The sequence below is a fragment of the Gluconacetobacter sp. genome (genome assembly GCF_047721585.1).
In the GTDB taxonomy this organism is placed as follows: Bacteria; Pseudomonadota; Alphaproteobacteria; order Acetobacterales; family Acetobacteraceae; genus Gluconacetobacter; species Gluconacetobacter dulcium.
Genome location: NZ_JBDNXE010000061.1, coordinates 1 through 23,491 on the forward strand (window position 1 = coordinate 1; position 23,491 = coordinate 23,491).

General features: G+C 62.7%; 22 protein-coding genes and 2 pseudogenes. 6 read left to right on the top strand and 18 right to left on the bottom strand.

The genetic code is table 11. The features are described from left to right. The first annotated feature begins 172 nt into the window (after positions 1–172). Entirely contained in the window at positions 173–1,726 is a 1,554-nt protein-coding gene (locus ABF821_RS12205; protein WP_415530159.1) for a methyl-accepting chemotaxis protein, read from the top strand. Between the two features lie 2 nt (positions 1,727–1,728). Further along, a complete protein-coding gene (locus ABF821_RS12210) occupies positions 1,729–3,468 on the top strand; it encodes a putative bifunctional diguanylate cyclase/phosphodiesterase (protein WP_415530160.1) in 1,740 nt (579 codons plus the stop codon). A gap of 9 nt (positions 3,469–3,477) precedes the next feature. Here ABF821_RS12210 and ABF821_RS12215 read toward each other — a convergent pair. From ABF821_RS12215 to msrB, 5 genes and pseudogenes are all read right to left on the bottom strand, one after another. Next, positions 3,478–3,735: pseudogene (locus tag ABF821_RS12215) on the bottom strand (transposase); the annotation flags it as partial. Positions 3,736–3,908: 173 nt separating this feature from the next. Next, entirely contained in the window at positions 3,909–4,550 is a 642-nt protein-coding gene (locus tag ABF821_RS12220; RefSeq protein ID WP_415530161.1) for an NrsF family protein, read from the bottom strand. Further along, positions 4,540–5,070, bottom strand: coding sequence for a sigma-70 family RNA polymerase sigma factor (locus ABF821_RS12225; RefSeq protein ID WP_415530162.1), 531 nt, complete (start codon positions 5,068–5,070; stop codon positions 4,540–4,542). The genes ABF821_RS12220 and ABF821_RS12225 overlap by 11 nt, the downstream gene beginning before the upstream one ends. Positions 5,071–5,099: 29 nt before the next feature. Beyond that, positions 5,100–5,804, bottom strand: a complete 705-nt coding sequence (gene msrA, locus ABF821_RS12230) for a peptide-methionine (S)-S-oxide reductase MsrA (RefSeq protein WP_415530163.1) — start codon at positions 5,802–5,804, stop codon at positions 5,100–5,102. A gap of 13 nt (positions 5,805–5,817) precedes the next feature. Beyond that, complete coding sequence (gene msrB / locus ABF821_RS12235; protein ID WP_415530164.1) at positions 5,818–6,282, bottom strand: peptide-methionine (R)-S-oxide reductase MsrB; 465 nt, start codon at positions 6,280–6,282, stop codon at positions 5,818–5,820. Between the two features lie 153 nt (positions 6,283–6,435). On the opposite strand from msrB, the gene ABF821_RS12240 reads away from it, so the two are divergent. The 4 genes and pseudogenes from ABF821_RS12240 to ABF821_RS12255 form a co-directional block, all read left to right on the top strand. Beyond that, positions 6,436–7,059, top strand: a complete 624-nt coding sequence (locus tag ABF821_RS12240; protein ID WP_415530165.1) for a cytochrome b/b6 domain-containing protein — start codon at positions 6,436–6,438, stop codon at positions 7,057–7,059. Then, the gene (locus ABF821_RS12245; RefSeq protein WP_415530167.1) at positions 7,056–7,805 is read left to right on the top strand and encodes a molybdopterin-dependent oxidoreductase; all 750 of its coding nucleotides are present in this window, start codon (positions 7,056–7,058) and stop codon (positions 7,803–7,805) included. The genes ABF821_RS12240 and ABF821_RS12245 overlap by 4 nt, the downstream gene beginning before the upstream one ends. A 56-nt stretch (positions 7,806–7,861) precedes the next feature. Next, positions 7,862–8,203 carry a pentapeptide MXKDX repeat protein gene (locus ABF821_RS12250; RefSeq protein ID WP_415530168.1) on the top strand — a complete coding sequence of 114 codons (342 nt, stop codon included), beginning with the start codon at positions 7,862–7,864 and terminating at the stop codon, positions 8,201–8,203. A 401-nt stretch (positions 8,204–8,604) separates the two neighbouring features. After that, positions 8,605–8,789: pseudogene (locus ABF821_RS12255) on the top strand (DUF932 domain-containing protein); the annotation flags it as partial. A gap of 136 nt (positions 8,790–8,925) precedes the next feature. On the opposite strand, the gene ABF821_RS12260 reads toward ABF821_RS12255, so the two are convergent. The 13 genes from ABF821_RS12260 to ABF821_RS12320 all read right to left on the bottom strand — a co-directional run. Beyond that, positions 8,926–9,105, bottom strand: coding sequence for a hypothetical protein (locus ABF821_RS12260; RefSeq protein WP_182972853.1), 180 nt, complete (start codon positions 9,103–9,105; stop codon positions 8,926–8,928). A gap of 491 nt (positions 9,106–9,596) precedes the next feature. Further along, the gene (locus ABF821_RS12265; protein WP_415530169.1) at positions 9,597–10,067 is read right to left on the bottom strand and encodes a c-type cytochrome; all 471 of its coding nucleotides are present in this window, start codon (positions 10,065–10,067) and stop codon (positions 9,597–9,599) included. Positions 10,068–10,072: 5 nt separating this feature from the next. After that, a complete protein-coding gene (locus ABF821_RS12270) occupies positions 10,073–11,263 on the bottom strand; it encodes an FAD-dependent oxidoreductase (protein WP_415530170.1) in 1,191 nt (396 codons plus the stop codon). A 171-nt stretch (positions 11,264–11,434) separates the two neighbouring features. After that, positions 11,435–14,071: a TonB-dependent receptor plug domain-containing protein gene (locus tag ABF821_RS12275; RefSeq protein WP_182972850.1), complete on the bottom strand. Its 2,637-nt coding sequence runs from the start codon at positions 14,069–14,071 to the stop codon at positions 11,435–11,437. A gap of 307 nt (positions 14,072–14,378) precedes the next feature. After that, positions 14,379–14,837 carry a CBS domain-containing protein gene (locus ABF821_RS12280; RefSeq protein WP_182972849.1) on the bottom strand — a complete coding sequence of 153 codons (459 nt, stop codon included), beginning with the start codon at positions 14,835–14,837 and terminating at the stop codon, positions 14,379–14,381. A 113-nt stretch (positions 14,838–14,950) separates the two neighbouring features. After that, positions 14,951–16,411, bottom strand: coding sequence for an NADH-quinone oxidoreductase subunit N (locus tag ABF821_RS12285; RefSeq protein WP_182972848.1), 1,461 nt, complete (start codon positions 16,409–16,411; stop codon positions 14,951–14,953). Continuing rightward, a complete protein-coding gene (locus ABF821_RS12290; protein WP_182972847.1) occupies positions 16,408–17,907 on the bottom strand; it encodes a complex I subunit 4 family protein in 1,500 nt (499 codons plus the stop codon). The genes ABF821_RS12285 and ABF821_RS12290 overlap by 4 nt, the downstream gene beginning before the upstream one ends. After that, positions 17,904–19,754 carry an NADH-quinone oxidoreductase subunit L gene (nuoL, locus tag ABF821_RS12295; RefSeq protein ID WP_415530171.1) on the bottom strand — a complete coding sequence of 617 codons (1,851 nt, stop codon included), beginning with the start codon at positions 19,752–19,754 and terminating at the stop codon, positions 17,904–17,906. The genes ABF821_RS12290 and nuoL overlap by 4 nt, the downstream gene beginning before the upstream one ends. 4 nt (positions 19,755–19,758) lie before the next feature. Beyond that, positions 19,759–20,070, bottom strand: coding sequence for an NADH-quinone oxidoreductase subunit NuoK (nuoK, locus tag ABF821_RS12300; protein WP_415530172.1), 312 nt, complete (start codon positions 20,068–20,070; stop codon positions 19,759–19,761). Between the two features lies 1 nt (position 20,071). Beyond that, positions 20,072–20,593, bottom strand: a complete 522-nt coding sequence (nuoJ, locus tag ABF821_RS12305; RefSeq protein ID WP_415530173.1) for an NADH-quinone oxidoreductase subunit J — start codon at positions 20,591–20,593, stop codon at positions 20,072–20,074. A 15-nt stretch (positions 20,594–20,608) separates the two neighbouring features. Beyond that, positions 20,609–21,121: an NADH-quinone oxidoreductase subunit NuoI gene (nuoI, locus tag ABF821_RS12310; RefSeq protein ID WP_182972844.1), complete on the bottom strand. Its 513-nt coding sequence runs from the start codon at positions 21,119–21,121 to the stop codon at positions 20,609–20,611. 23 nt (positions 21,122–21,144) lie between these two features. Continuing rightward, positions 21,145–22,101, bottom strand: a complete 957-nt coding sequence (gene nuoH / locus ABF821_RS12315; RefSeq protein WP_415530174.1) for an NADH-quinone oxidoreductase subunit NuoH — start codon at positions 22,099–22,101, stop codon at positions 21,145–21,147. Then, a partial coding sequence (locus tag ABF821_RS12320) for a molybdopterin-dependent oxidoreductase (RefSeq protein WP_415530175.1) occupies positions 22,098–23,491 on the bottom strand: 1,394 nt, incomplete at its 5' end. The genes ABF821_RS12320 and nuoH, both read right to left, overlap by 4 nt.

Below are 23,491 nucleotides of genomic sequence, written 5' to 3' on the forward strand. Positions count from 1 at the left end.
TCAAAAACCACCGATTATGAGTCGGTATAGGTAATAATAAAAAAGACGCATAGCTGTTATGCGTTATACGCATTTATGATGAAGGCTGGAATTCAGCCTATGGCCTGACTACCAGCGAGAGTTGAGTGATTGAAATATTCAATCGAAAAATGAAGAAGATTGGAAAAACGAAGTGGAACGAGACGAGCGTGGCATAGCTGACATTCAGCGTCGACACGATTTTATCGGAATGAATGCGGAAGATTTGCATGCCCTGCGCGCTCTTCATGCTCCTCTTGCCAAAGCTTTGCCGGACGCTCTGGATGCTCTTTACGCCCACATTCGCAGAACGCCCGAAGTCAGCCGGTTTTTTGCCTCCGAAGCCAAGATTGATCAGGCCAAAAAGGCCCAGACGGCGCATTGGCAGGCCGTCCTGGCCGCGCGCTTTGATGATGCCTACGTGGCAAAGGTCCGCAGCATCGGAGAAGTGCATGCCCGCATCGGTTTGACGCCGCAATGGTATATAGGAGGCTATACGATTATTCTTGATCGGCTTATTCGATCCATCATCGAAGAGAATGGTGGAGCGCAGGTCGGTTTGTTCTCCAGATCGTCCGGGCGGAAGCATCTGGCCGAAAGTGTGAGCAGTTTGTGCAAGGCCGTTCTGACGGAAATCGATCTCACCGTATCGTTCTATCTGGAAGCCATGGAAGCCGACCGCGCCAAGTTGCGCGCGGAGCAGGAACGGCGGGTGCGCGACGATCATGCCGTTCTCTCTGCGCTCAATGCCGCCCTGACCTTTCTCGCTGACGGGGATCTTACTTATCGGGTGACAGAGGTCCTGCCTGAGCACTCGGCTTCCTTGAAGCAACGCTTTAATGCATCTGCCCAGCAGCTCGCCGAGAGCATGAGCCGGATCGCACAGTCCACCCATGATGTCATGGCAAACGCGGACGGGATTCGCCACGGTGCTGACAGTCTGTCCGAGGCCACAGAGCAACAGGCCGCCGCACAGGAGGAAATGTCGGCGGCCGTGACACAGATTGCCCTTGGCGCTTCCGAAACGGCCGAAGAGACGGTCAAAGCCCGTCATATGGCGGCATCCGCACAATCGGACGCCGAGCAGGCCAGCCAGATCGTGGCCGAAGCGATCGCGGCGATCAGTCGGATTGAAAAATCATCTCAGGAAATCTCGAATATCATCGGCGTTATTAACAAAATTTCCATGCAGACCAATATTCTGTCACTGAATGCAAGCGTTGAGGCTGCCAGAGCAGGTGATTACGGCCGTGGCTTTGCGGTGGTCGCCAGCGAGGTTCGTGCGCTGGCGGAGCGTTCGACAAATGCCGGCAAGGAGATCGCCGGTTTGATCACCAAGGCGGCAGAAGATGTGATGTCCGGCGTGACGCAGGTTCACCGAGCGGGAGAAGCCTTGCAGCGCATCACCTCTCAGGTCAGCGACATGAACGGTGTCATCTCCAGGATCGCCACGGCATCGCAGGCGCAGTCCGCCGGTCTGGACGAGGTAAAAATCGCGATCCGCAGCCTGGAACAGACCACGCTGAAGAATGCGACCATCGCCGAGGAAAGTGCTGCCACCGCACACAATCTGGTCACAATGGCTGACGAACTGGCGCAGTCGGTCGCATCATTCAAGACCAAGGCTGAAACCAGGTCGGGTATTGATGGAAAAACAAATTATCAATTGAGGCTGGTCAGTACAAATGTCCATGATCGTCGGCTGTAGATATGAAAGAAAACTTCATCCGGTATGCGCTTGATAATGCCGCCATTGTCGTCATGACAGATGCGCGTGGGACCATTACGTTTGCAAACAAGAAATTTTGTGAAATCAGCGGTTATAGTAAAGAAGAATTAGTCGGCTCCAACCACCGGATTCTGCGTTCAGGGATACATCGCCGGGAATTTTTCCGCATGATGTATCAGAAAATCACGGCCGGGCATATCTGGCATGGAGAAATATGCAACAGAAGGAAAGATGGTTCCCTCTATTGGGTTGACACCACGATTGTTCCACACATCGCGGGCGCAGTGGACGGTTACGTTGCTATTCGCTTTGATATTACAACAAGAAAGGAATTGGAGGAAGAACTTCAGATCAATATTAAACATCTTGAAACGGCCGCGAATACTGATTTCCTGACTGATCTTCCGAATCGTAGGCTATTTTCTCAACACATGGAAGATCTGATTAACCGGAGTGGCAAAGAGTCAGGTACGTTTCATCTGGCTATCCTTGATATTGACCTCTTTAAGGAAATAAACGATTCATTCGGCCACGAAATGGGAGACTACCTGCTCAAGGTAATTGCATCGCGTCTGCGTGCCGTGATGGACGATCATGTGTTTATCGCGCGTCTGGGAGGGGATGAATTTGGCATCATTCTCGATCGGGAGCGTAGCGTTGAAAATCTCGAACTCTTTGAAAAAATCCTTGATGCCGTTCGCGAGCCGATCACGATCGGGTCGGTCACCCGCTACTCTTCGGCCAGCATGGGTTGCGCGGCTTTTCCGCAGCACGGGAAAGATGCAGCCAGCCTGTTGCAGGCCGCCGATATTGCGCTTTATCGCGCCAAGGCGCTCGGGCGTGACCGAGTTGAAGTATTCAATAATGAAAGCATGCAGGCTGTAAAAAGGAAGTCCCAGCTTCTATCGGATGTCGATATTGGGCTTCGCTCCGAAGAGTTCATGTTTTTCTATCAGCCGATCCTCTATCCTGCGTCTTGTCCGGCAATCTCGTTCGAGGCCCTTGCCCGGTGGCATCATCCCCAGCGCGGCATTGTAAGCCCCGCCGATTTTCATATTGCACTCACCGATCCGGCCACATGCGCGATTTTCGGCCTTTATATGCTGGACCATGTGTTCGTCGATATGGCGACCATGCGCGCCAGAGGCATTCGCTTTGGAAGGGTTGGTATCAATTTGACCAATGCAGACTTCCGGTCGGATGGTTTTCTGGAACGGTTCTTCAACCGCTGTACCGAGACGGGCATTGGCCCCGAGCAGTTCAGCGTCGAAGTCACCGAAACCATGTTGTTGGGCCGCGACCAGAGGAGGGTCGAGCGGGGATTGCAGCAGTTGCATGATGCCGGCGTTGAAGTGGTACTGGACGATTTTGGTACGGGTTACGCGTCACTGACGCATTTGAGGGAGTTCCCGATCGACCGCCTGAAAATCGACCGCCGTTTTGTCTCGAATATCGAAACTTCATCCGAAGACTATGTTATCGTGCGCGGCATTATCGACATCGCTCATGGATTGGGCAAGACTGTTACCGCAGAAGGCATCGAGACGGCGCAACAGGCGAAAATTCTCCTCGACATGCGCTGCGACTCCCTCCAGGGCTGGCTTTTCAGCAAGGCATGTGCGCTGGAGGATCTATATTCGGCTATCCAGGAGATTCCTGAAATCCTGAGAAAGCTCGATTGTCAGCCAGCTATGAAGGCACAGGCTCCCCATCTGGCCTGAAGCCTGCAACAGTCGGTCGTTGATCAGATACTCCGTTCGCTCGTCGGAGAGATTGTTCAGCGTCTGGATCACCAGGATCTTGAACATCAGCACCGGATCAAGGGGTGGACGCCCGCCTTTGCTCCCGTCCGCATAGGCCAGAGCCCTGTCCAGATCAGGACGGCACGCCTCAGAATCCACAGTCCGGGAAAACGCTTCGAGCTGATCGCCCAGCCCGCTTAACCGGGCAAGGCGCTCGTCAACATCAAAGAAACCCGCCGGCTTCATGAGCCATTCCCCCAACCATCACAGAAGAGATGGAATCACAGCCAACACTTCAGAACCAGGGGGGGGCCGAACCCTCCAGCTTCACGAACGACACGATGCCGGCGATTTCGATACGAAGACGCAGGACAGGATTGCGGACACGCGCGTGACGCGCGTCCGCCACGGCCCGCTGCCTACCACCGCGTCAGCAGGGGCAGGACAAGGCGTGTCGCAAGGGTGACGACACAGCCGGCTACCAGGTACCACACCACCAGATAGAGCGGATCGTCGAACGGACAGGCCAGTGAGAAGGCGAGCGCACCGAAGGCGGACGCGGCGATTCCCGCAGCCCACGCCGTGCCATGGGAATCGACCGGCGCGCCGCGTCGTGCCAGCAGGCCCAGCGCCAGCGCGGCGGGCAGGGACAGTTCCACGACCTTGCGCGCGCAGATCAGGCCGTGCGCCGGGTCCAGCCGCTGCCACAGGACGGCGGGACCAGCCTGCAAGGCATCGACCAGCCACCCCAGACCCAGCGCCAGCAGCGCCACGGCGCCGACCATGCGCAGGCCGCGTCGCGGCGCGTGCAGCGGACTGAACGAGAGCAGCGCGGTCCCGCCGCTGATGGCTGCGAGCGCGGCGAGGCTGGCGGTTTTCCACCAGAAGCTGGGCATATGCATCGCATGCGCCATATCCGGGCGCATCAGGCCCGTCGTCATCACCCAGACGATCTCGATGGCGCCGAGAACCAGCAGAATGGCCGCATCACGCCATGGCGTCCGCCGCCTGACGGGACGCAGGTCGGTCGCGAGCCGGTCGATCAGGGGATCAGTCGACATCACCACCTCGTATCACCATGTCGTTCATCCGCCCCAGCCCGCGATGGATATTGACCTTGACCAGGGCGGTGGATTGTCCGGTACGCCGGGCTGCTTCCCCGATGCTGAGGCCTTGCAGCTTCACCAGCCGGATGACCTCGGCCTGCGCGGGCTTCAGCATGCCGAGCAGCCGTTCCAGCGCATGGGCCGTCGTAATCTGGTCCTCGTGATCGGAAATCGCCAGATCGTCTTCGATCGGCACCATATCCACCCGGTTTTCGGCCCTCAGCCGGTCGATCCATTTATGGCGTGCGATCGCCGCCAGCCACGGCCCGAACCCCTGCGAGGGATCGAACGTGTGGCGCTTTTCATGGACCGCGAGCAACGTGTCCTGCACGGCATCGTCGATCATGGACGGCGGCAGCCGCCGCAGGAAGAAGCGCCTCAGCCATGCGGTGGCCTCGCCGAGCACAAGCCGATAGGCATTGGCGTCACCCCGCTGGGCGGCCGCCATCCAGTGACTCCATTCGGCTTCCGTCACTCGCGCTCCTGTTCCTGGCGCCCTTGCCCTTACGTTCCGCCGGGCGCGGCAAGCGTCAGGATCGGGCGATCGCGATACAGACCGCCATATATCATCTTCAGCGCCTCGATCCGAGGGGCATCATATGTTGCAATGTAGGAATTGTCCGGATAAAGCGCCGCGAAGTTCTGATGATAATCCTCGGCCGGATAAAACCCATGATCCGGGACGATCTGCGTCGCGATCGGTCGCGCGAAGACATGCGCGGCATTCAGCTGCTGAATATAGGCGCGCGCCTCATTCGCCTGCTCCGGCGTGCGCGTGAACAGGACGGAACGATACTGGCTGCCGACATCCGGAAACTGCCTGTCCACCTGTGTCGGGTCCAGTGCGACGGAGAAGAAGACGCGCATCAGCGTGCCGTAACTGACCTGCGTCGGATCGTAATCGACCGCGACCGATTCCGCGTGCCCCGTATCGCCACCGCCGACGGTTTCGTATTCGGCGGTATCCTTCGCTCCGCCGTCATATCCCGCGCGTGTCGCGGTTACGCCGCGTATATGCTGGAAAACGCTCTGGACGCCCCAGAAACATCCACCGGCGAAGATGGCGGTGGCGTGGTGAGCCGTCGCGGGCGCTTCGGCGGCTGCCGGCGGCGGCAGACGCGTGGCGAACGCGGCTCCCTCCGCCTGGCACGCCGTTCCGAGCACGCTCATGGCGACGAGCGAGACGCCGAGTATTCCTGACCGTTTCATGATTCTGGTCCTTTCAGGCCGGGTGGAACGACAGGGCGACGCCGTTCATGCAATAGCGCAGGCCCGTAGGCTGCGGGCCGTCGTCGAAAACATGGCCGAGATGGCTGCCGCAGGTCGCGCACAGCACCTCGGTCCGATCCATGCCGAGCGAACTGTCGGCGCGCTCCTGCACGGCCTTGGGCAGGGCACGGTAGAAACTCGGCCAACCGGTGCCGCTTTCGAATTTGGTGCTGGCGTAGAACGCGGCGGTATCGCACCCGGCGCAGGCGAAGCGGCCGGGTCGATGCTCGCCCAGAAGCGGACTGGACCACGGCATTTCCGTGCCGGCCCGACGCAGCACGTCGTATTGCGCGGGCGTCAGCAGGCGGCGCCACTCCGCGTCCGGGTGTGTGACGGCATAGGCTGGTGCGGCACGGCCGGCACGCGCGGCCATCAGAAACGCGGCCGAGGCAAGGCAGAACTGGCGGCGGGAAGTCATGAAAGCGCTCCTTCACGATGACAGGATCGTCCGGTTCTTCGGTGCGGCGGTGTCACCAGTTACAGGCAGCGGCGGACAATATTTTTACGAAAGCCTGTAACCATTCGTGGGTGCGGAGCGAAGGGACGGGCATCACGCCCAGGAGGCCCGCAGATGCCCCGACCTCGCCGCACACCCGCGCGCGTCATCAGGATCACCCACTGGATCGGCGCGCTGTCGATGCTCGTCATGATCGGCAGCGGGTGGCAGATCTACAATGCGTCGCCCATCCTGCCTTTCACGTTTCCACCCTGGCTGACGCTGGGGGGATGGCTCGCCGGTGGAATCGCCTGGCATTTCGCGGCCATGTGGGTACTGATGGGCGCAGGGATCGTCTATGGAACCTATGGTGTCGTCTCGGGCCATTTCCGGCGTGACCTGCGGCCGCGAGGCATGGGCGCCATCGGGCGGGACATGGGTTTGGCACTGCGTTTTCGGCTTTCCCACACGCCCGGCCATTACAATGCGGTGCAGCGCCTGCTCTATACGGGTGTGCTGGTCGTCGCCTGCCTGACGGTGGCCTCGGGCCTGTCGATCTGGAAGCCCGTGCAGCTTGGATGGCTGTGCTGGCTGTTCGGCGGCTACGATCTCGCGCGCCGCATTCACTTCACGATGATGGCGCTGATCGTGGGGTTCCTGGTCGTTCATGTCGTGCTGGCCCTGCTCGTGCCCTCGACCCTGTTCGGCATGGTATTCGGCCGCAGACCGGCCCCGCACGATCCGGAGGCCGTACGATGAAGCGGCCGGACCTGGATCGCGCGTCCATCGCGCCGGAATTACGGCGGCTGGAGCGCCGCCTGATGCTGAAAGGCGCCATATCGCTCGGCGGTCTCGCGATGTTGTCTGGCTGCACGCTGGATGACGAGCCGGCGGTCGAACGCGCGCTGGCACGGGTGATGAGCCTGACCGACCGCGCGCAGGCGCTGCTGTTCAGTCGCCACCGTCTGGCGCGCGAGTTCGATGCCGCGCGGATCACGCGCCCTTTCCCGTTCAATGCCTATTACGGGCAGGAAGATGTGCGTACGGTCGATCGGGCAGGATGGCGTCTGGAAGTCTCGGGCCTTGTCGCGGACAGACGTCCCTGGTCGCTCGCGCAGTTTCGCGCCTTGCCGCAGAAGCGCCAGATCACGCGGCATATCTGCGTCGAGGGCTGGAGTGCGATCGGTTGCTGGTCAGGCGTGCCGCTTTCGGTGTTCCTGCACCGTGTCGGGGCCGACCTGCGGGCGAAATACGTCGATTTTCACTGTTTCGACGATTATTCGACCAGCATCGACATGGCGACGGCCCTGCACCCGCAAACCATCATGGCACTGGATTTCGACGATACCGCGTTGCCGGCGGCCTATGGCGCCCCGATGAAAATCCGGATTCCGACCAAGCTGGGCTACAAGAATCCGAAATACCTGGCGGCGATCTCGGTCACGAACCGCTTTCCCGGCGGCTATTGGGAGGACCAGGGTTATGACTGGTTCGGCGGATCGTAAAATAATCCGCCCTCTGTAACCTTTGCTCCGCGCCGGCCGAAGAACAAAACAGTGGGGTGGAACGGTTCTTCCCCGCAGAGTGTTTTTCAATCAGGAGACGTTACATGTCCATTCGTCATTTCATCGCCGCAGCCGCACTGTGTTCCAATATCGCCGTCGTGGGCGCGGCCGTTGCGCAGGATAGCATGTCACACCACATGATGGCGCCTGCCGGCATGTCCAAGAATGGCATGTCGCACGACAGGATGGCGCCGAACACCATGTCCAAAGACGGCATGGGGAAACATGCGGATGCCACCCGTCACGGCATGGAGAAAAATGCGATGTCCAAGGATTCGATGAGCCATGACGGCATGATGATGGCCCCGTCGCATGACGGTATGACCAAGCCCAACTGACCGGCTGTCGTATCTTCTCGATTGGTTGGCAATTGCAGAGGATTCTGAACGCTATTGCCCTCATGAAACCTCACTTTCATGATAAAAATATTCCGCAATAGACATCCATCAATGGCGGAGCAGATAAAAAAGCTCCGCCAACTGATGCGAGTAAAGCACTTCTTTTTATTCGTCACTCACCACTTTTCGGGAGTTCGTATTCCCGTTTTATTTCAATCGAATTTTGTGTTCCCCCAGAAACTGCCATTGTGATTTTGTATGAATCACAGAATCGTTCTGTCCGACTACGATGAGCAGAGTATTTCTGCGGTTGGGTCCGATCGCGCGCGGGAGGTGGTGATCGGAGGAAGAGGGGGCTTGGTCTTTTGTGCCGAATAAACGGCATGAGATGAAAGTTTTCCATAATCACGACCGCCACCCTGCCCAGGCGTTTCGTGATGCGGCATCCGGCCGCGTCCGCATTGATCCCTCCCGTGGCGGCCGCAACGCCCGTGTATCGTCCGAATGGTTTTCCTGTCCCGATGACGAGCGTCATCTGTCCCTGTCCGTTCCGCATGCAGCGAATCTGGCGCGGGTGGACGAGGCCATGGTGCCTGTCGGCGTGCTTCTTCAGACCCTGAAACCGAACGGGAAGAATGTGTCAGGATACAAGAAAGTCGTTCTAGAAGAACGGCTTTTTTTTCGTGTGGAGCGCGGTAGCGACATGGATCGGGGAGGGTGGCTCATGGCCCTCCCGGACCGCGGAAAAGCAGGAACAGGGCGATGATGATCACGATGATCGGCAACAGGCCCAGCCCGTTGAATCCCGAGCCTCGCGGCCCGCCATACCAGCCGGAACGGACACCATAGCCGCCACCACCGATGGCGAAGATGATCAGGATGATCACGAGAAGGGTCAGCATCGCGGGGACTCCGGGAATAGGTGTCCTGATAACGCTTCACCGCTCGGATTGTTCATCGGCTGCGTAAATGACTCTTCGGACGCAATCGGCTCTGTCGCCTGGGCGTCAAGGGCCGGCGGGTTCGGACGAAGGCAGTCCTATCCTGTCCTCCCGGTCTTTCCTTTGGAAGAAAAGGGGCAAATTCGATGACGGATGCGCCGCACCGATCGCGATTGTCGTCCCCATGCGCGGCACAGGACTGACATGCCGACCGGAATGCGGCCGGCCGCCCGCATTTCGCCACCCGGCAAGGAGTTCGCCTGATCTGTCATCTGGTGGATGTTTCCGCGCGGGATGATGCGGGGCAATATCCATTCATGCCGGTTGATGGATATTGCCCCGGTTCAGGACCGGGGCACCGGTTTTTCGATTTTATCTACGGGTTCTCCCGCCCCGCGCTGACGATTCTGTTCGGCCCCGGTGAAGCGGAATACCGACGGATTTCTCTCGGCCTATTTGGTAGAGGACGTATCAGGCCCTATCGCAAGGGCAGGAAATTTAAGAAATGCCTGCCGTTTTTCCACGGCCGGCAGGGGCGATTTACCAGGGGCGGCGCCGTTCTCACGCAGAAGAAACGCGACCAGCGCGGTTGCATCTTCCGTCGATAGCGTGCCGGGAGCCATTAACGGCATGGCGCGCTGGATATAGCCTGTCAGACGGGAAAGCGGTGTTCCCGCCCAGTTTGCCACCAGCCGCCCTTTGAGGGACGGCGTCTGGAAATTGCCGTTGAGATCGGCGCCATGGCACATGGCGCAGGCGGTTTGGTAGAGATCCGCCCCGTGCTGCGCCTGCTCGGCCGTGAAGGAGGGAACGGGAGAGGCAACAGGTCTGGCGGCGTGAAGCGGGGAGGCGGAGGCGATGCTCAGGGCCGCTGCATGGAACACGCGGGAACGCATGAGGCGGGCGAATGGCGTGCGGGGCATGGGGCTCACCCTTCCGAAATGGGCGAACGGGCGAACAGGTCCGCCAGAACCTTGATCGCTCTTTCCGACTCGGAACGGTCGGGATGTTCGAAGGAATTGCCGACGCCTCCCATCTCGCCCTCATTATCCAGATCATAGGCCTGAACCATCAGCCCATCCGTTTTCGAGACGGCCGATGCACCGTGATAATGCAGGCCGTATGGCAGGTCCGGCCGGGGCGGCAGCCATGCCGTCTGCCCCCTGACGGGGATGAGGCTCTTATCGTTCCACCAGTCGCGCGCCGCGTAGCCGGGGCAGTTGATGATCACCTTTTCCGGCAGGGAGCTCAGTTCGCTGGGGTCGTGGAACTCCCGGATCACGACATGGCCGCCAGCCTGGAAAAATTCCGACATCAGCAGATGCCCGTAGGAAGCGAAATTATAGAGCATGAGCGAACCGCGCTTGGCATACGGGGCAGCGAAGGGGCTCTCTGCGGGGGTGAGTTCTTCAGCCGCCGGGACGATATCCTTGATGCGACCCGAGTAGCGGGCGAATTCCGAGCCGTGCTGGGGCATTCCGGTCGAGGCGTAATCGCCGGTGCGACCATCGGGCCTTTCCTCATGCGGCGCATCGAACGGCCGGTCGGAGAGGGAGAAATGTTCGATGAATTCCACGGGATTGCCGGGCAGGCCGAGATAGTCGCGATAGGTGGCCCAGGAGATCCGGGCCATTCTTTCCCACAGGTCGGCGAATTCCGGGCCGGCCGGAGCGGTCAGGGAAATGCGGGAATCCGGCGTCCAACTGCCGTTGGCGCGAACCGACCGCGTCCGGGGCAGCAGGTCTTTCGTGTAGATCGTGACGTCGAAGCCGGCGCGTTGTGCGGTAAGGGCGGTGGTGAGGCCGATGATGCCGCAGCCGATGACCGCGACCTTGCGTTGCAGGGTGGTGGAGACCTTCTCGACAACCACGCTCGCCGAGCCCCAGGAGAGGGACCAGCCGCTGCCGCCATGGCCATAATTATGGAAGACCAGCTTGTTTCCCACATGCTCGACGTCAAAACGCGGACCCATGGCGCGAAAGGGGCGCAGACAGACCTTGATGTCGGTGATCTGGTCGGCCCGCAGATCGAAGGGCTGAAGCCTGATGCGCCGCCGGGGGAGCGGGGCTGGCTGCGCGGGGGGAGAAGGCGCAGCCGGCTGCGGGGTTTGGGCGCGCACGAGGCGCCCCCCCGCGAATGCGCCGACGACGCCGCAGGCGGAGGCCCCCGCGACAAGATGCCTCCGTCCGATAGTCCTGTTCCGATTGGTCATATACGCGAAGCCCAGTGCAGAAGTGGCGCCGGAGAGGGGCCGTTTGGCCCCTCCCTCCATCCAGATGAAGAGCGGATGTCAGAATGTGGCATTCACGCGCCCATAATAATAGCCACCCGAGATAGGCACCTGCGAGGAACTTGCATCATAGACCGTGTACCCACCGCTGTTGAGGATGTCCGGCAGTCTGCGCGGACGAACATTGAAGACGTTGTTGGCGCCGACCGCCAGATGCCAGCGCCGGTCGACCCGATAGCCGATCTCGAGATCGGTCAGCCAGCGGGGGGTGTTCTTGAACTGGCCGAAGCAGGAGTTGGAGTAGCGCAGGGCGCCGCCGCTCGCGCAGGTGAGCGAGCCGTTCGTCCAGTCCTGATAGGTCATCATGTCGGTCGTTTCGCCATAACGGGTCTGGCGAATGTTGAAGTCCCAGTTTGCGATCGTATAATAGGCGTTCAGGATGATCTTGCTGCGCGGGTAGGCCGTGGTGAGATAGCCGATCGTCTGCGCGTTAAGCAGGGAGGCGCCTGTCCCTGACGTGGCGGCGTGATGCAGGCGCGTGCGGTTGAGGTCCAGCGCCATCGTGAGCATCAGGTTACCGTATTGGTGCAGGTGGAACGTGTAATCGGCCTTGATGTCGAGGCCCTGCGTGCGGGTGCTGCCGATATTGGCGAAATAGTAGGCCGAGACGTTCTGCGGATCGATATCGTTGACCGGCAGGGCATAGCCCATGGCCTGAATGGCGTTGATCGCGGTCAGCCCCTTGGTCACGCCGCCCTGGCCGATGCGGTTGCGGAGATTGATCTGATAGACATCGGCCTCGACATGGAAACCATCGACGGGTTCGACGACCAGGCCGCCGCTGGCATTGACCGAATATTCGGGTCTCAGCGGCCGGGCGCCGAGCAGCGCGGCGGCGGCGGAACTGACGGGGAGAAGGCCGGCGGCGCCCGTCGGGTTGACGCTCATGGTGCTGAAATGCTGTTCCGCCATGGTCGGAGCACGGAAGCCCGTGCTGATGGTGCCGCGGACGGCGACCCGTTTCGTGATGTCGTAGCGGGTGGAGATCTTGCCGTTCTGGGTATTGCCGACATCGGTATAATGTTCGAAACGGCCGGCGAAATCGAGATCCCAGTTCTTCAGCATGTGGAAGTCGCCGTCGATATAGGCCGCCCAGATATCGCGGCTCCAGTTTCCGGCACTTTGCGGTGCGATGCCGACATAACCCTGGGTTCCGCCGACCTGGTAGGACGAGGGTTCACCGGCCACGATCTCGTACGTTTCCAGACGATGTTCGCCACCGAGGGCCAGCGTCATCGGGACCGTATGGAAGATGTCGATATGCCGCCGGAAATCCAGATTGTTGGTCCACTGGGCGTTGCGGTAGCTCTGCGTGTGTACCGTGGTCGGCGTGATGCCGCAGCCGACGGTCGAGATATTGGCGACGTTGCCGTTGTTGCACCGGCTGCTCAGCAGCCCCGGATTGGCCGTGTTCTTGTTGCCGATATTATCTTCGTCCGCGCCATACTGGGTGCTGATATCCCAGTCGAAACCGAAGAAATCACGACCCTTCATGCCGAGCATCGCGGCATAGTCGTTTTCTTCGATCGTTTCCAGCGGGGAGAAACCGGAAGGATAGATCGTAGGCGCGATATTGGGGACGCGGTAATTCTGGATCGCTTCCGCATGCCGGTGGCCATAGGTGATCTGTCCGTAGAAATCGACTTTTTCACCAATGGGTTTTCCGAAATCGATGCCGAGGTTTTCGCGCGTTTCTTCCGGCGTGCTCATGATCTTGTTCGAGGTGACGGGAACGGGGAGCGGGTTCGCCACAATGCCGGTATAATAGCCGCTGGTGTTGGCCCCTGCCGGCCAGTAGCCGAGAAGACGATGGTCCTTGGCACCTTTCGTGACGAAATGATCGGTGTGATAGACCTGTCCGCTCAGGTGCATGTAGCCGTCATTGCCGAGCTTGAAACCGCCATCGGCATTGACCTGATATTGCCAGCCATCGCCGTTATAGGCATTTGCGCCGGTTTGTGCCGAGACATTCAGTCCATGGCTTGTTTTTTTCGTAATGATGTTGACGACGCCGGCAATCGCATCGGAACCGTACATGGCGGCGGCGCCGTCTTCCAGAACTTCGATATGGTCGATCATGTTGGCGGGCAACATGTTCAGGTCGACGCCGGTGGCGCCGAAGCTGGGGCCGGAGTTCTGGATGATGTTACCCGTGACGTGGCGGCGCTTGCCGTCGACCAGAACGAGCACCTGATTGGGATTGAGGCCGCGCATGCGGATTGACGACGTGAGGGCGGCGGTGTCGCTGCCTTTGGCCTGTATGTTGATGGAGGCGTAGGTGCGCGTCAGCGCATCCGCCAGGTTCAATTGCCCTGAACGGGTCAGGGTAGCCGCCGTGATGACCGAAATCGGCGAACTGCTCTGGCGGGCATGGCGGTTGCTGTCATGGGTGCCGGTCACGATCACGGCCTCGCCGGCATCGGGCGGCGCCTGATAGGACGCGGCGACTGCCGGTGTCGCTGCGGTGTGCGTTCCGGCGGGATTGGCGGTCGTTCCCGATATTTTCCGGCTCTTTGCGGCGGAACGCTGGCCGGATGCAGGCGTCTCGGATGTCGTCGCGGTCTGGGCGATCGCGCTGGCGATATCGAACTGTATGGCGAGAATGGTGGCTGTGATCAGGCTTCGCCGTAGGGTCATGGAATGACTGTGCTCCCGCGCCATTTGTTGCGACGTCGAGATAACGTGAAGCGGATCACGATTTCATTTCAATGCAAAAATATGCAGTCCGAAACGAATCTGTTCTGAGTCTGAACATTGTTGCATATTTATCACATGGAATATTTCTTATTGTAATTCGGAAATAAAATGAAAGAAAAGGACGGGGAGCATCCCGCAGAAGGTGCGCGCGGCTGGTCTTGCCAAAATATTATGTTTATGCAATGATAATCGGTTTTATAGCGTTGCGCTGCCTGCTTCGTGCTCCCCCCGACGCGGGACGCGATGATCAGCGACCGACCGAGGCATGGTCGCTGCGCCAGACATAATCCTGCATTGCCGATACCAGACGTTCGGCTTCGTCCACGCGAAATTTCACGATATCGCCGATACTCACGATGCCGATCACGGCGTCGTTGTCGATGATGGGCAGGTGGCGGGACCGGTAATCGGTCATCTTGCGGCCGACTTTCAGGATCTCTTCGTCGAGTGTTGTCGTTGGCACGTTGCGGGCCATGATCTCGCGGGCCGTCAGGTGGGCCACGTCCATGCCGTGTCCGGCCAGTGCCGCGACAAGATCGCGTTCCGAGACCAGGCCGGCGAGATGCGCGTATTCGTCGAGCACGGGCGTTGCGCCGATACGGTTCTGTGTCATGAGACGGGCGATTTCGCGGATCGGCGTGTTTTCATGGACGGTGAAGAGGTGACGGTCCTTGCTTTCCAGAACCTGGAGAACGGTGGCGGTCATGACGTCTTCTCCCTTTCGCGGGTTGTTGCTGTGTCGTGTGCGTCGCGGACCTGTCCGTATCGATCAGATGGGTATCGGCCCCGCGAAAGACAGGGCCGATGTGGCGTATCGGCTTATTCCTTGTACAGGATGTCGTGAGGCGCGGTGGGCGGCAGGCTGGCGGCGCTCAGGACAGGCACGGGTTGCAGAAGGGCGCGGGTCTGCCGGACGAGCATTTCGGGAAAGAGGCCGGCCAGAAGCGTAACGATGGCCAGGGCGGTGATCAGGACGGTATTCGCCTGCGTGCCGCGCACCGCGCGATGATCCTCCGGCACGGGCTCCATCATCGCGCGCACGACGTTGAGATAATAATAGAGCCCGATGATGCTGCTTGCGACCAATGCGACCAGCAGCACGACCCGCCGGGCTGAAACACCTGCGATCACGATGTAGGTCTTGGCGAAGAAGCCGATGGCCGGGGGAATGCCCGCCAGCGAGATCAGCATGACGGCCATGGCCAGCGCCAGGGCTGGTCGGCGGCGGAACATGCCGCGCCACCCGGCAATGTCGGACAGGCCGGATGCGCCGCGCATGGCGGCAAAGGCGCCGGATGTCGCGGCGGCATAGGCCGCCAGATAGAAGGCGGCGCTGGCCAGGCCAAACGGCCCCGGCGACAGGAGGGCGAGCAGCAGGTAGCCGACATGGGCGATGGACGAGCCCGCCAGCAGGCGCTTGAGGTTGGTCTGTCCCAGCGCCAGCAGGTTGCCGCCGAACATGCTCAGCACGGCGACGATGGCCAGTTCCATGCCCGCGGCGTCGGGGCGGAGCAGATCGGCGCCCGCGAAATAACGTGCGAGGGCCGCGAACAGGGCGATCTTGGAGGTAACGGCGATGAAGGACGCGACCGGTACCGGCGCGCCCTCCATGACGTCGGGGAGCCAGGTGTGGAAGGGAACGGCCGACAGTTTGAAGAACAGGCCGGTCAGCACCAGCGCCGTTGCCGCCAGGGGCAGCGCCGGTCCGTCCGGGCCGGCCAGGGACGGCGCGACAAAGCGCAGGCTCCCGCTTTCGGCATAGGACAGGGCGAGGCCGAACAGCAGGATCGCGGAGGACAGTCCGGCCAGGATCAGGTATTTGATCGCCGCCTCGTCGGCCGTGGGCTGGTTGCGATGGTAGGCGATCAGGCCGAGCAGCGACAGGCTCAGCGTCTCCAGCCCCAGGAAGAAGATCACCATGTCCGCGCTGCCGGCCATGACCAGCGCACCGAGCGTGCCGAGCAGCAGCAGCAGATAGAACTCATCGGCCGGGGTACCGGCCTCGCGCCACGCCATGATGACGCATGCGGCCGAGGACAGCAGGATCAGACCGGCGATATAGGCGAACCATCCGTCGGGCACGAACAAGATGCCGACCGGGTCGCCGGGCCAGGCCAGGACAGGCGACCACAGGCTGGCGAAGGCCAGAAGCAGCGTTGCCAGCGCAATGACGATGGCGCGCGCTTCCGAGCGGCGCCAGGCGATGGACAGCATGAGCAGTGCGATGCCGCCACCCAGGATCGGCAGCGATGGCGGCAGGCCCGAAAGCGGGGCGGTCATGGCTGGGGGGCCTCCATCTCCGGCATGGCAAGGGGCGTTGCCGGCAGCGACAGGTTCAGGACCGGCTGGGGATAGGTGCCCAGCACCAGCAGAAGGGCCATGGTGAGGCCCAGCACCGCCATATGCCGGGCGCCGAAATCCGCCGGTGGCGCATGGTCGGCGCCTTCTCCGGCATGGGGCGGCCCGAAGAAGGCGCGGCCGACCATGGTGAGCGAATAGACCGCCGAGAGCACCAGACCGGCGGCACCGAGGGCCGCGATCGGCGGACTGATGCGCCAGGTGGCGAGCAGCACGAGGAACTCGCCGACGAAATTGCCCATGCCCGGCAGGCCGAGCGAGGCGATGGCGAAGAACAGGCCGACGGAGGAGAGGTGCGGCAGGGCCTGCCACAGGCCACCCATGCGCCGCATGTCGCGCGTGTGCAGGCGGTCTTGCAGCGATCCGGCGATGATGAACAGGGCGCCGGTGCTCAGTCCGTGGGCGACCATCTGCACCACCGCGCCGCGCATGCCCATGGGGGAGCCGGAAAAGACGCCCAGCAGGACGAAGCCCAGATGGCTGACGCTGCTGTAGGCGATCAGGCGTTTGATGTCGTCCTGCGCCAGTGACAGCCACGCGCCGTACAGGATGCCGGCGGCGCCCATTGCCAGGGCGACCGGTGTGAACCGGCTGGCCGCGTCGGGAAACAGCAGCACGACGAAGCGGATCAGCCCGTAGCCACCGGTTTTCAGCAGGATGCCCGCCAGCAGCACGCTGCCGGCGGTGGGCGCCTGCGTATGGGTGTCGGGTAGCCACACATGCAGCGGCACCACCGGCAGCTTGACCGCGAAGGCGGCGAAGAAGCCGAGCATCAGCACCATGGCGGCGGTCGGCATCAGCGGCGTGTCGGCCAGCGCGAAATAATCGAAGGTCACGATGCCCGTGGCATGCTGGTGCAGGATGACGAGGCCGAGGATCGCCACCAGCATCAGCAGGCCGCCGCCCTGGGTGAACAGGAAGAACTTGATGGCGGCGCGGCGCCGGTCCTCATGCCCCCATTGCAGGATCAGCACATACATCGGCACCAGCATCAGTTCCCAGAAGAAGAAGAACAGAAACAGGTCCGTGGCCAGGAAGACACCGTCGATGCCGGCGATCGTCGCGAGCAGGAGCAGGTGAAACAGGCCCGGCCGCTCGCCGACATCGCGCGCGGACAGGATCACGCAGGGAAAGGAGAGGATGGTCGTCAGCCACAGCATCACGAGGCTGAGCCCGTCCATGTCCATGCGCGCGGCGATGCCCAGGGCCGGAACCCAGGGGGCGGAAAAATGGGCAAGCCACGGACCATGGCCCCAGTCGGCGGCGCAGGTGACGTAAAACAGCAGAAGCGTTTGCAGAACGATGGTCGTGATCGCGACCCACCATGGGCGGTGGCGTGCCTCGGGGCCGCGGTCGGACAGCCACGCGATGGCGCCGCCCGTTGCCGGCAGCAGGACGAGCGCGGGAAGAGCGATCATGGCCGGACTCCCAGACACAGGGCGACGACCGTGCCGGCCGCGATCCAGCCGGCATAGCGGCGGACCTGCCCGCTTTGCATGCGGCCGAACACCCGGCCGCCGGCGCGCGCCGTTGCCGCCGTGGCATCGGAGAGGCGATCGCAGATGTCGGTCTGGTTCAACTGGCCCAGCGTGGTGAAGGGCCGGACGATCAGCACGTCGTAAAGCGTATCGAAGTCCCAGCCGGCGCGGGCCAGGCGGGCGAGGGCGTTCTCCGGCGGTGTCCGCGTTCCGGTGCGGGGTTGCCACAGCATCCATGCCACGCCGATGCCGGCGAGGGGGACCAGCGATCCTGCCCACAGCAGCCAGTGCGGGCCTTCCGGCATCGGCGCGCCGAACAGGGGGGACAGCAGGTTGGACAGCAGATGCACCGGGGCGATGGCATCGGGCATTTCCATCCATCCGCCAGTCAGTGCGAGAACGGCGAGGCAGACGAGAGGAATGGCCATGATGGCGCCCGTGCGACCGTGGGGCTCAGTGTGGCGGGGTCCGAAAAACACGATGAAGACGCAGCGGAAGATATAGATCGCCGTCGCGAAGGCACCGAGCAGGGCACCGGCCCAGAGCATGGGATCGGCATGCCAGGCGCCCTGGAGGATCATTTCCTTGCTGTAGAAACCGGCGGTCAGCAGCGGCAGGCCGGCCAGTGCCGCGCTGCCGGCCAGGAAGGCGGCGAACACGCCCGGCATCGCGTGGGCCAGGCCGCCCATCTGATAGATATCCTGCCGGTGATGAACGCGCAGGATGATCGCGCCGGCCGCCATGAACAGCAGGGCCTTGAAGAAGGCGTGGGTGACCAGATGAAAGATTGCCGCCTGCCACGCGCCGGTGCCGAGGGCGAGGAACATGTAGCCGATCTGGCTCATGGTCGAATAGGCGAGGATGCGTTTGATGTCGGTCTGCACCAGGGCGCTGCCGGCGGCCAGCAGAAGTGTGATCAGCCCGATCAGGGCGACGGCCGTCATCGCGACCGGGATCGACGCGAACAGCGGATGAAGCCGCGCGATCAGATAGACCCCGGCGGTCACCATGGTTGCGGCATGGATCAGGGCGGAGACGGGAGTCGGGCCGGCCATGGCATCGGGCAGCCAGGTCTGAAGCGGCACCTGCGCGGATTTGGCGACGGCGCCGCCCAGCAGCAGGAAGGCGGCTGTCGCGGCTTGCAGGTCGGCCGGGCGGGCGGTGACGGTCTGGAGAACTGACGCGACATCCAGCGTGCCGGCCCGCGTGGCCAGCAGCAGCAGGCCGCACAGCATGGCGGCATCGCCGATGCGGGTGACGATGAACGCCTTGCGCGCGGCGGTGACGTTGGCGGTGTCGGTATGCCAGAAGCCGATCAGCAGGTAGGAGCAGATGCCCACGCCTTCCCAGCCGATATAGAGGCTCAGCAGGTCCGACGAAAAGACGAGGACCAGCATGGCCGCGACGAACAGGGTCATGCAGCCGAAGAAGCGCGCGATGTCGGGGTCGTCGTGCATGTAGCCGCAGGCGTAAAGAAGGATCAGGAAACCGACGCCGGTGACGACCAGCATCATGACGAGTGACAGCGGGTCGAGCATGAAGGCGATCCGGGCGCTGAAGCCCTCGACCTGCATCCATGACCACAGCGTGGCGTGCAGCGCGCCGGTAGGCGGGGGCGTCTGGAGAAAGCCGATGGCGAGCACGACCGCCATCAGGGCCGAGAGCCCGACCGATCCGGCGCCGATCACGCAGGAAGGGAGCGGGGGCATGCGGCCCGCCGACAGGAACAGGACCCCGGCCGCAAGGAGGGGGCAGGCGACGATCAGCGGCAGAAGCAGCGCGTCCATGACCTTATCCCTTCAGTCGGTTGCCGGTATCGGCGTCCAGCGTCGGGCGGCCGGCGGAATGCAGACGCAGGATGATGGCCAGCCCGACGGCGGCTTCGGCGGCGGCGAGGGACAGGATCATCAGGAACATCACCTGCCCCTGTGCGGCGTGCCAGCGGGCGCCGGCGGCGATGAAGGCCAGGGCCGCCGCGTTCAGCATGATCTCGATGGACATCAGCATCAGCAGCAGGTTGCGCCGGGCCAGCACGCCCAGCACCCCGACCGCGAATAACAGGGTGGCCAGCAGCAGCGCATGGGTGGGGGAAGCGGCGCTCATGTCACGGCTCTCCCGTGCCGGTGCCGCGGATGTTGCGGCCGATATGAAAGGCGCTGACCAGACCGGCGAGAAGCAGGAAGGAGGCCAGTTCCACGCTCAGCACGTAGGGGCCGTACAGCAGCAGGCCGACCGATTGCGGCCCGATCGGAGCCATGGTGTCGGAAGCCGCCGTGGGGGGGATGGTGCGCAGCGTGGTGCAGAGTGCGATGAGCAGGAGACCCGACAGGAGAGCCGGCCCGATCCAGACCGCCGGTGCCATCCAGTGCCGTTCGCGGTCGCGGTCGCTCCTGCCCAGATTGAGCATCATGACCACGAAGACGAACAGCACCATCACGGCGCCGGCATAGATGATGACTTCGAGCATCGCGGCGAACGGCGCGCCCAGGGCGAAGAACACGCCAGCGAGCGACAGCAGGACCACGACCAGATACAGCAGCGCATGCACCGCGATGGCGCGCGTGACAACCATGATGGCCGCCACGGCGGCGACCAGCGAGAACAGGATGAAAGGCAGGTCCGACATGGTGCCTCTTCCCCTCTATGGCAGCAGCGTATGGAGGTCGATCGGGGCCGCTTCGCGCTCGGCTTCGCCCTTGTCCTTGCCGGGAATTTTCACGCCTGCGACACGGAAGAAGCTGTAGTCCGGGTATTTTCCCGTTCCGCTGATCAGCAGGTCTTCCTTTTCATAGACCAGGTTCGGGCGCAGATATTCGCTCATCTCGAAATCGGGCGTCAGTTGAATGGCGTAGGTGGGGCAGGCTTCCTCGCACATGCCGCAGAAGATGCAGCGGGAGAAATTGATGCGGAAATAATCGGGGTACCATCTGCCGTCCTGCTCGGCTTTCTGCAGGCTGATGCAGTCGACGGGGCACGCCACCGCGCACAGATTGCAGGCCACGCAGCGTTCCATGCCGTCAGGGTCGCGCGAGAGGATGATGCGGCCGCGATAGCGCGGCGGCAGGGGGGGCTTGTGCTCGGGATAGCCCACCGTCACGCGACGGTGGCCCGCATGCAGGAAGGTCAGCCAGAGCGTGCGCAGGATTCCGAACATGGCATGTCTTCCTCTTGCTTTTTCTATCCCGGCGCGTGCAGGAGCAGGATTGCGCCGGTGGCGGCAATGTTGATCAGGGACAGCGGCAGCAGGATCTTCCAGCCCAGGGCCATCAACTGGTCGTAGCGCGGGCGGGGCAGGGCCGCGCGCAGCAGGATGAACAGGCAGACCAGCGCGCCGGTCTTGAGCGCGAACCACAGCGCCGGCGGCAGCAGCGGCCCCTGCCAGCCGCCCAGATACAGCGTGACCAGCAGGGCCGAGATCAGGACCACCCCGGCATATTCGGCCAGGAAGAACATGCCGAACTTCATGCCCGAATATTCGGTGTGAAAGCCGGCGCCGAGTTCGTTTTCGCCTTCCGGCAGGTCGAAGGGCAGGCGGTGCGTCTCCGCGATGCCGGCCAGGGTGAACACCGCGCAGCCCAATGCCTGCGGCACGACGAACCACAGGCCGGACTGTGCCAGCACGATATCGCGCATGGTGAACGAGCCCGCCTGCATCACGACGCCCAGCACCGACAGGCCCATGAACACTTCGTAGCTGATCATCTGCGCGGCCGCCCGCATGCCGCCAAGCAGCGCGTATTTGCTGTTGGAGGCCCAGCCGGCCAGCACCACGCCGTAGACGCCCATGCCCATCATCGCCAGCACGAACAGCAGGCCGACATTCAGGTCGCCGGCAATGCTCCAGAACGCGGTCACCGGCACGACGCCGAAGGACAGCAGCACCGTCATCATGCCGATCGCCGGTGCCAGCACGAAGACGCCACGGTCGGCAAAGGGCGGAATCCAGTCCTGCTTGAACAGGATCTTGATGCCGTCGGCCACGGCCTGGAGAATGCCCCCAGGCCCGACGCGGTTGGGGCCGTACCGGTCCTGCCACAGCCCCAGCAGCCGGCGTTCGAACCATGTCAGGAATGTTGCCAGACCCAGCAGAACCACGAGGGTTACGCCGATGATGACCGGCACCGGGGCGGTCATGGCGCATCTACCCAGCGAAGCTGCACGCGGATGGGGGCATTGAAGGCGCGCGCTGCCAGATGTGGAGGGCACAGAGCGATGCCGGGAGGAAGTGCTGGGTCGTGGCGGACCGGCAGGGTGACGGGTTCGCCGGCCAGCGTGATGCTGGCCATGGCGCCGTCCGCCAGCCCCGCCGGCAGGGTGCCGAGGCGCAGGGCGGCCGGTGCCGCGCGCGCGGCGATGGGCGGAGAGAGGGCGCTGAGTTCCTCTGTGCCGAACAGTCGGTGCTCGGGCAGCAGCAGGAAATCGTCCGGGCCGAAGCTGAAAGGGGCGGGGATGTCGTAATGCCAGTCGGGCGGTGCCTGGGGGGCGTCGTCCAGCAGGCGGATTCCGGCGTCGCCGCCCCGCATCGGGCCGCCGATTTCCTGCTGGAATCGGTTGAGGGACTGGACGGAATTCCAGCCGGGAACCTGATAGAAGGGCACCAGGGCTCCGGGCATGTCGGGGGTGTAGGCGCCTTCCATCGAGGGTGAGAGCGGTGTGTCGGGCGATTGCGGCAGGGGACGGTCCCGAACGCTGATATTGGCCCGTACGGCGGTGCGCCCGCTGATCCTCGCCGGTTCGCTGCGGACCCTGCGACCGTCGAGACGATAGTCGGCGCCCGGAGCGGCGCCGCCGACCCTCGACAGGGCCGTGATGTCTTGCGCCATGGCGGCGATGATCTGGTCGAGGTCCGTCCAGTGGGGGCTGTCGGTCATGGTGTGGGTAAGATGTTGGGCCCAGCGCCAGCTTTCCTGAACCGGCATGTCCGGGAGAACTGCCGGCAGGAAGCGTTGGGCGCGGCCCTCGGTGCTGACCAGCGTGCCGCCGCTTTCGGCGAAGCTGGCGGCGGGGAGTGCCAGTTCGGCCACATGCGTCAGCGGCGTGGCGATATGGTCGATGACGACCAGATGGGGGACGGCGGAGAGAAGGTCGTGCAGGGCCGTGGCATCCAGCCGGCGGGTCAGGTCGTTTTCCATCACCACCAGCGTGCCGATGCGGCCGGCGCGGGCCATGGCGCGCACGTCGTCGAGCGGCAGACCGCCGAGGAGCGCCATGCCCATGCTGTTGCAGTCGGGCATTACCAGTGAAAGCGCCGGGTCGGTGCCGGCGGCATGCAGGGCGGTGGCGATGTTCGCGGCGGCATGGAGCAGGGCGGCATTGGCGTATTGCAGGCCGGCGACGATCAGCGGGCGCCGGGCGGCCCTCAGGGCGCTGGCGAGCCTGTCCGCCAGTTGGATTTCCGTTTCCGACAGGTCCGGCGCGTCGGGCGCCGAGGCGTCGATCCGGTGGGCGATGGCGAAGCCCAGCCGGGCGAGGGTGTCGGGGGGCGCGCGGTGGGTGGTGGCCGCGACCGGGTCCAGGTCGGTGG

Coding starts and splice junctions, on each gene's coding strand:
- ABF821_RS12210 (WP_415530160.1), top strand. CDS start 1,729: ATGAAAGAAAACTTCATCCGGTATGCGCTTGATAATGCCGCCATTGTC.
- msrA (WP_415530163.1), bottom strand. CDS start 5,804: ATGAAACGGTCAGGAATACTCGGCGTCTCGCTCGTCGCCATGAGCGTG.
- nuoL (WP_415530171.1), bottom strand. CDS start 19,754: ATGGACGCGCTGCTTCTGCCGCTGATCGTCGCCTGCCCCCTCCTTGCG.
- nuoI (WP_182972844.1), bottom strand. CDS start 21,121: ATGTTCGGAATCCTGCGCACGCTCTGGCTGACCTTCCTGCATGCGGGC.
- ABF821_RS12240 (WP_415530165.1), top strand. CDS start 6,436: ATGCCCCGACCTCGCCGCACACCCGCGCGCGTCATCAGGATCACCCAC.
- nuoH (WP_415530174.1), bottom strand. CDS start 22,101: ATGACCGCCCCGGTGCCGGTCATCATCGGCGTAACCCTCGTGGTTCTG.
- ABF821_RS12275 (WP_182972850.1), bottom strand. CDS start 14,071: ATGACCCTACGGCGAAGCCTGATCACAGCCACCATTCTCGCCATACAG.
- ABF821_RS12290 (WP_182972847.1), bottom strand. CDS start 17,907: ATGATCGCTCTTCCCGCGCTCGTCCTGCTGCCGGCAACGGGCGGCGCC.
- msrB (WP_415530164.1), bottom strand. CDS start 6,282: ATGACTTCCCGCCGCCAGTTCTGCCTTGCCTCGGCCGCGTTTCTGATG.
- ABF821_RS12280 (WP_182972849.1), bottom strand. CDS start 14,837: ATGACCGCCACCGTTCTCCAGGTTCTGGAAAGCAAGGACCGTCACCTC.
- ABF821_RS12245 (WP_415530167.1), top strand. CDS start 7,056: ATGAAGCGGCCGGACCTGGATCGCGCGTCCATCGCGCCGGAATTACGG.
- ABF821_RS12265 (WP_415530169.1), bottom strand. CDS start 10,067: ATGCCCCGCACGCCATTCGCCCGCCTCATGCGTTCCCGCGTGTTCCAT.
- ABF821_RS12220 (WP_415530161.1), bottom strand. CDS start 4,550: ATGTCGACTGATCCCCTGATCGACCGGCTCGCGACCGACCTGCGTCCC.
- nuoJ (WP_415530173.1), bottom strand. CDS start 20,593: ATGTCGGACCTGCCTTTCATCCTGTTCTCGCTGGTCGCCGCCGTGGCG.
- nuoK (WP_415530172.1), bottom strand. CDS start 20,070: ATGAGCGCCGCTTCCCCCACCCATGCGCTGCTGCTGGCCACCCTGTTA.
- ABF821_RS12285 (WP_182972848.1), bottom strand. CDS start 16,411: ATGACCGCCCCGCTTTCGGGCCTGCCGCCATCGCTGCCGATCCTGGGT.
- ABF821_RS12260 (WP_182972853.1), bottom strand. CDS start 9,105: ATGCTGACCCTTCTCGTGATCATCCTGATCATCTTCGCCATCGGTGGT.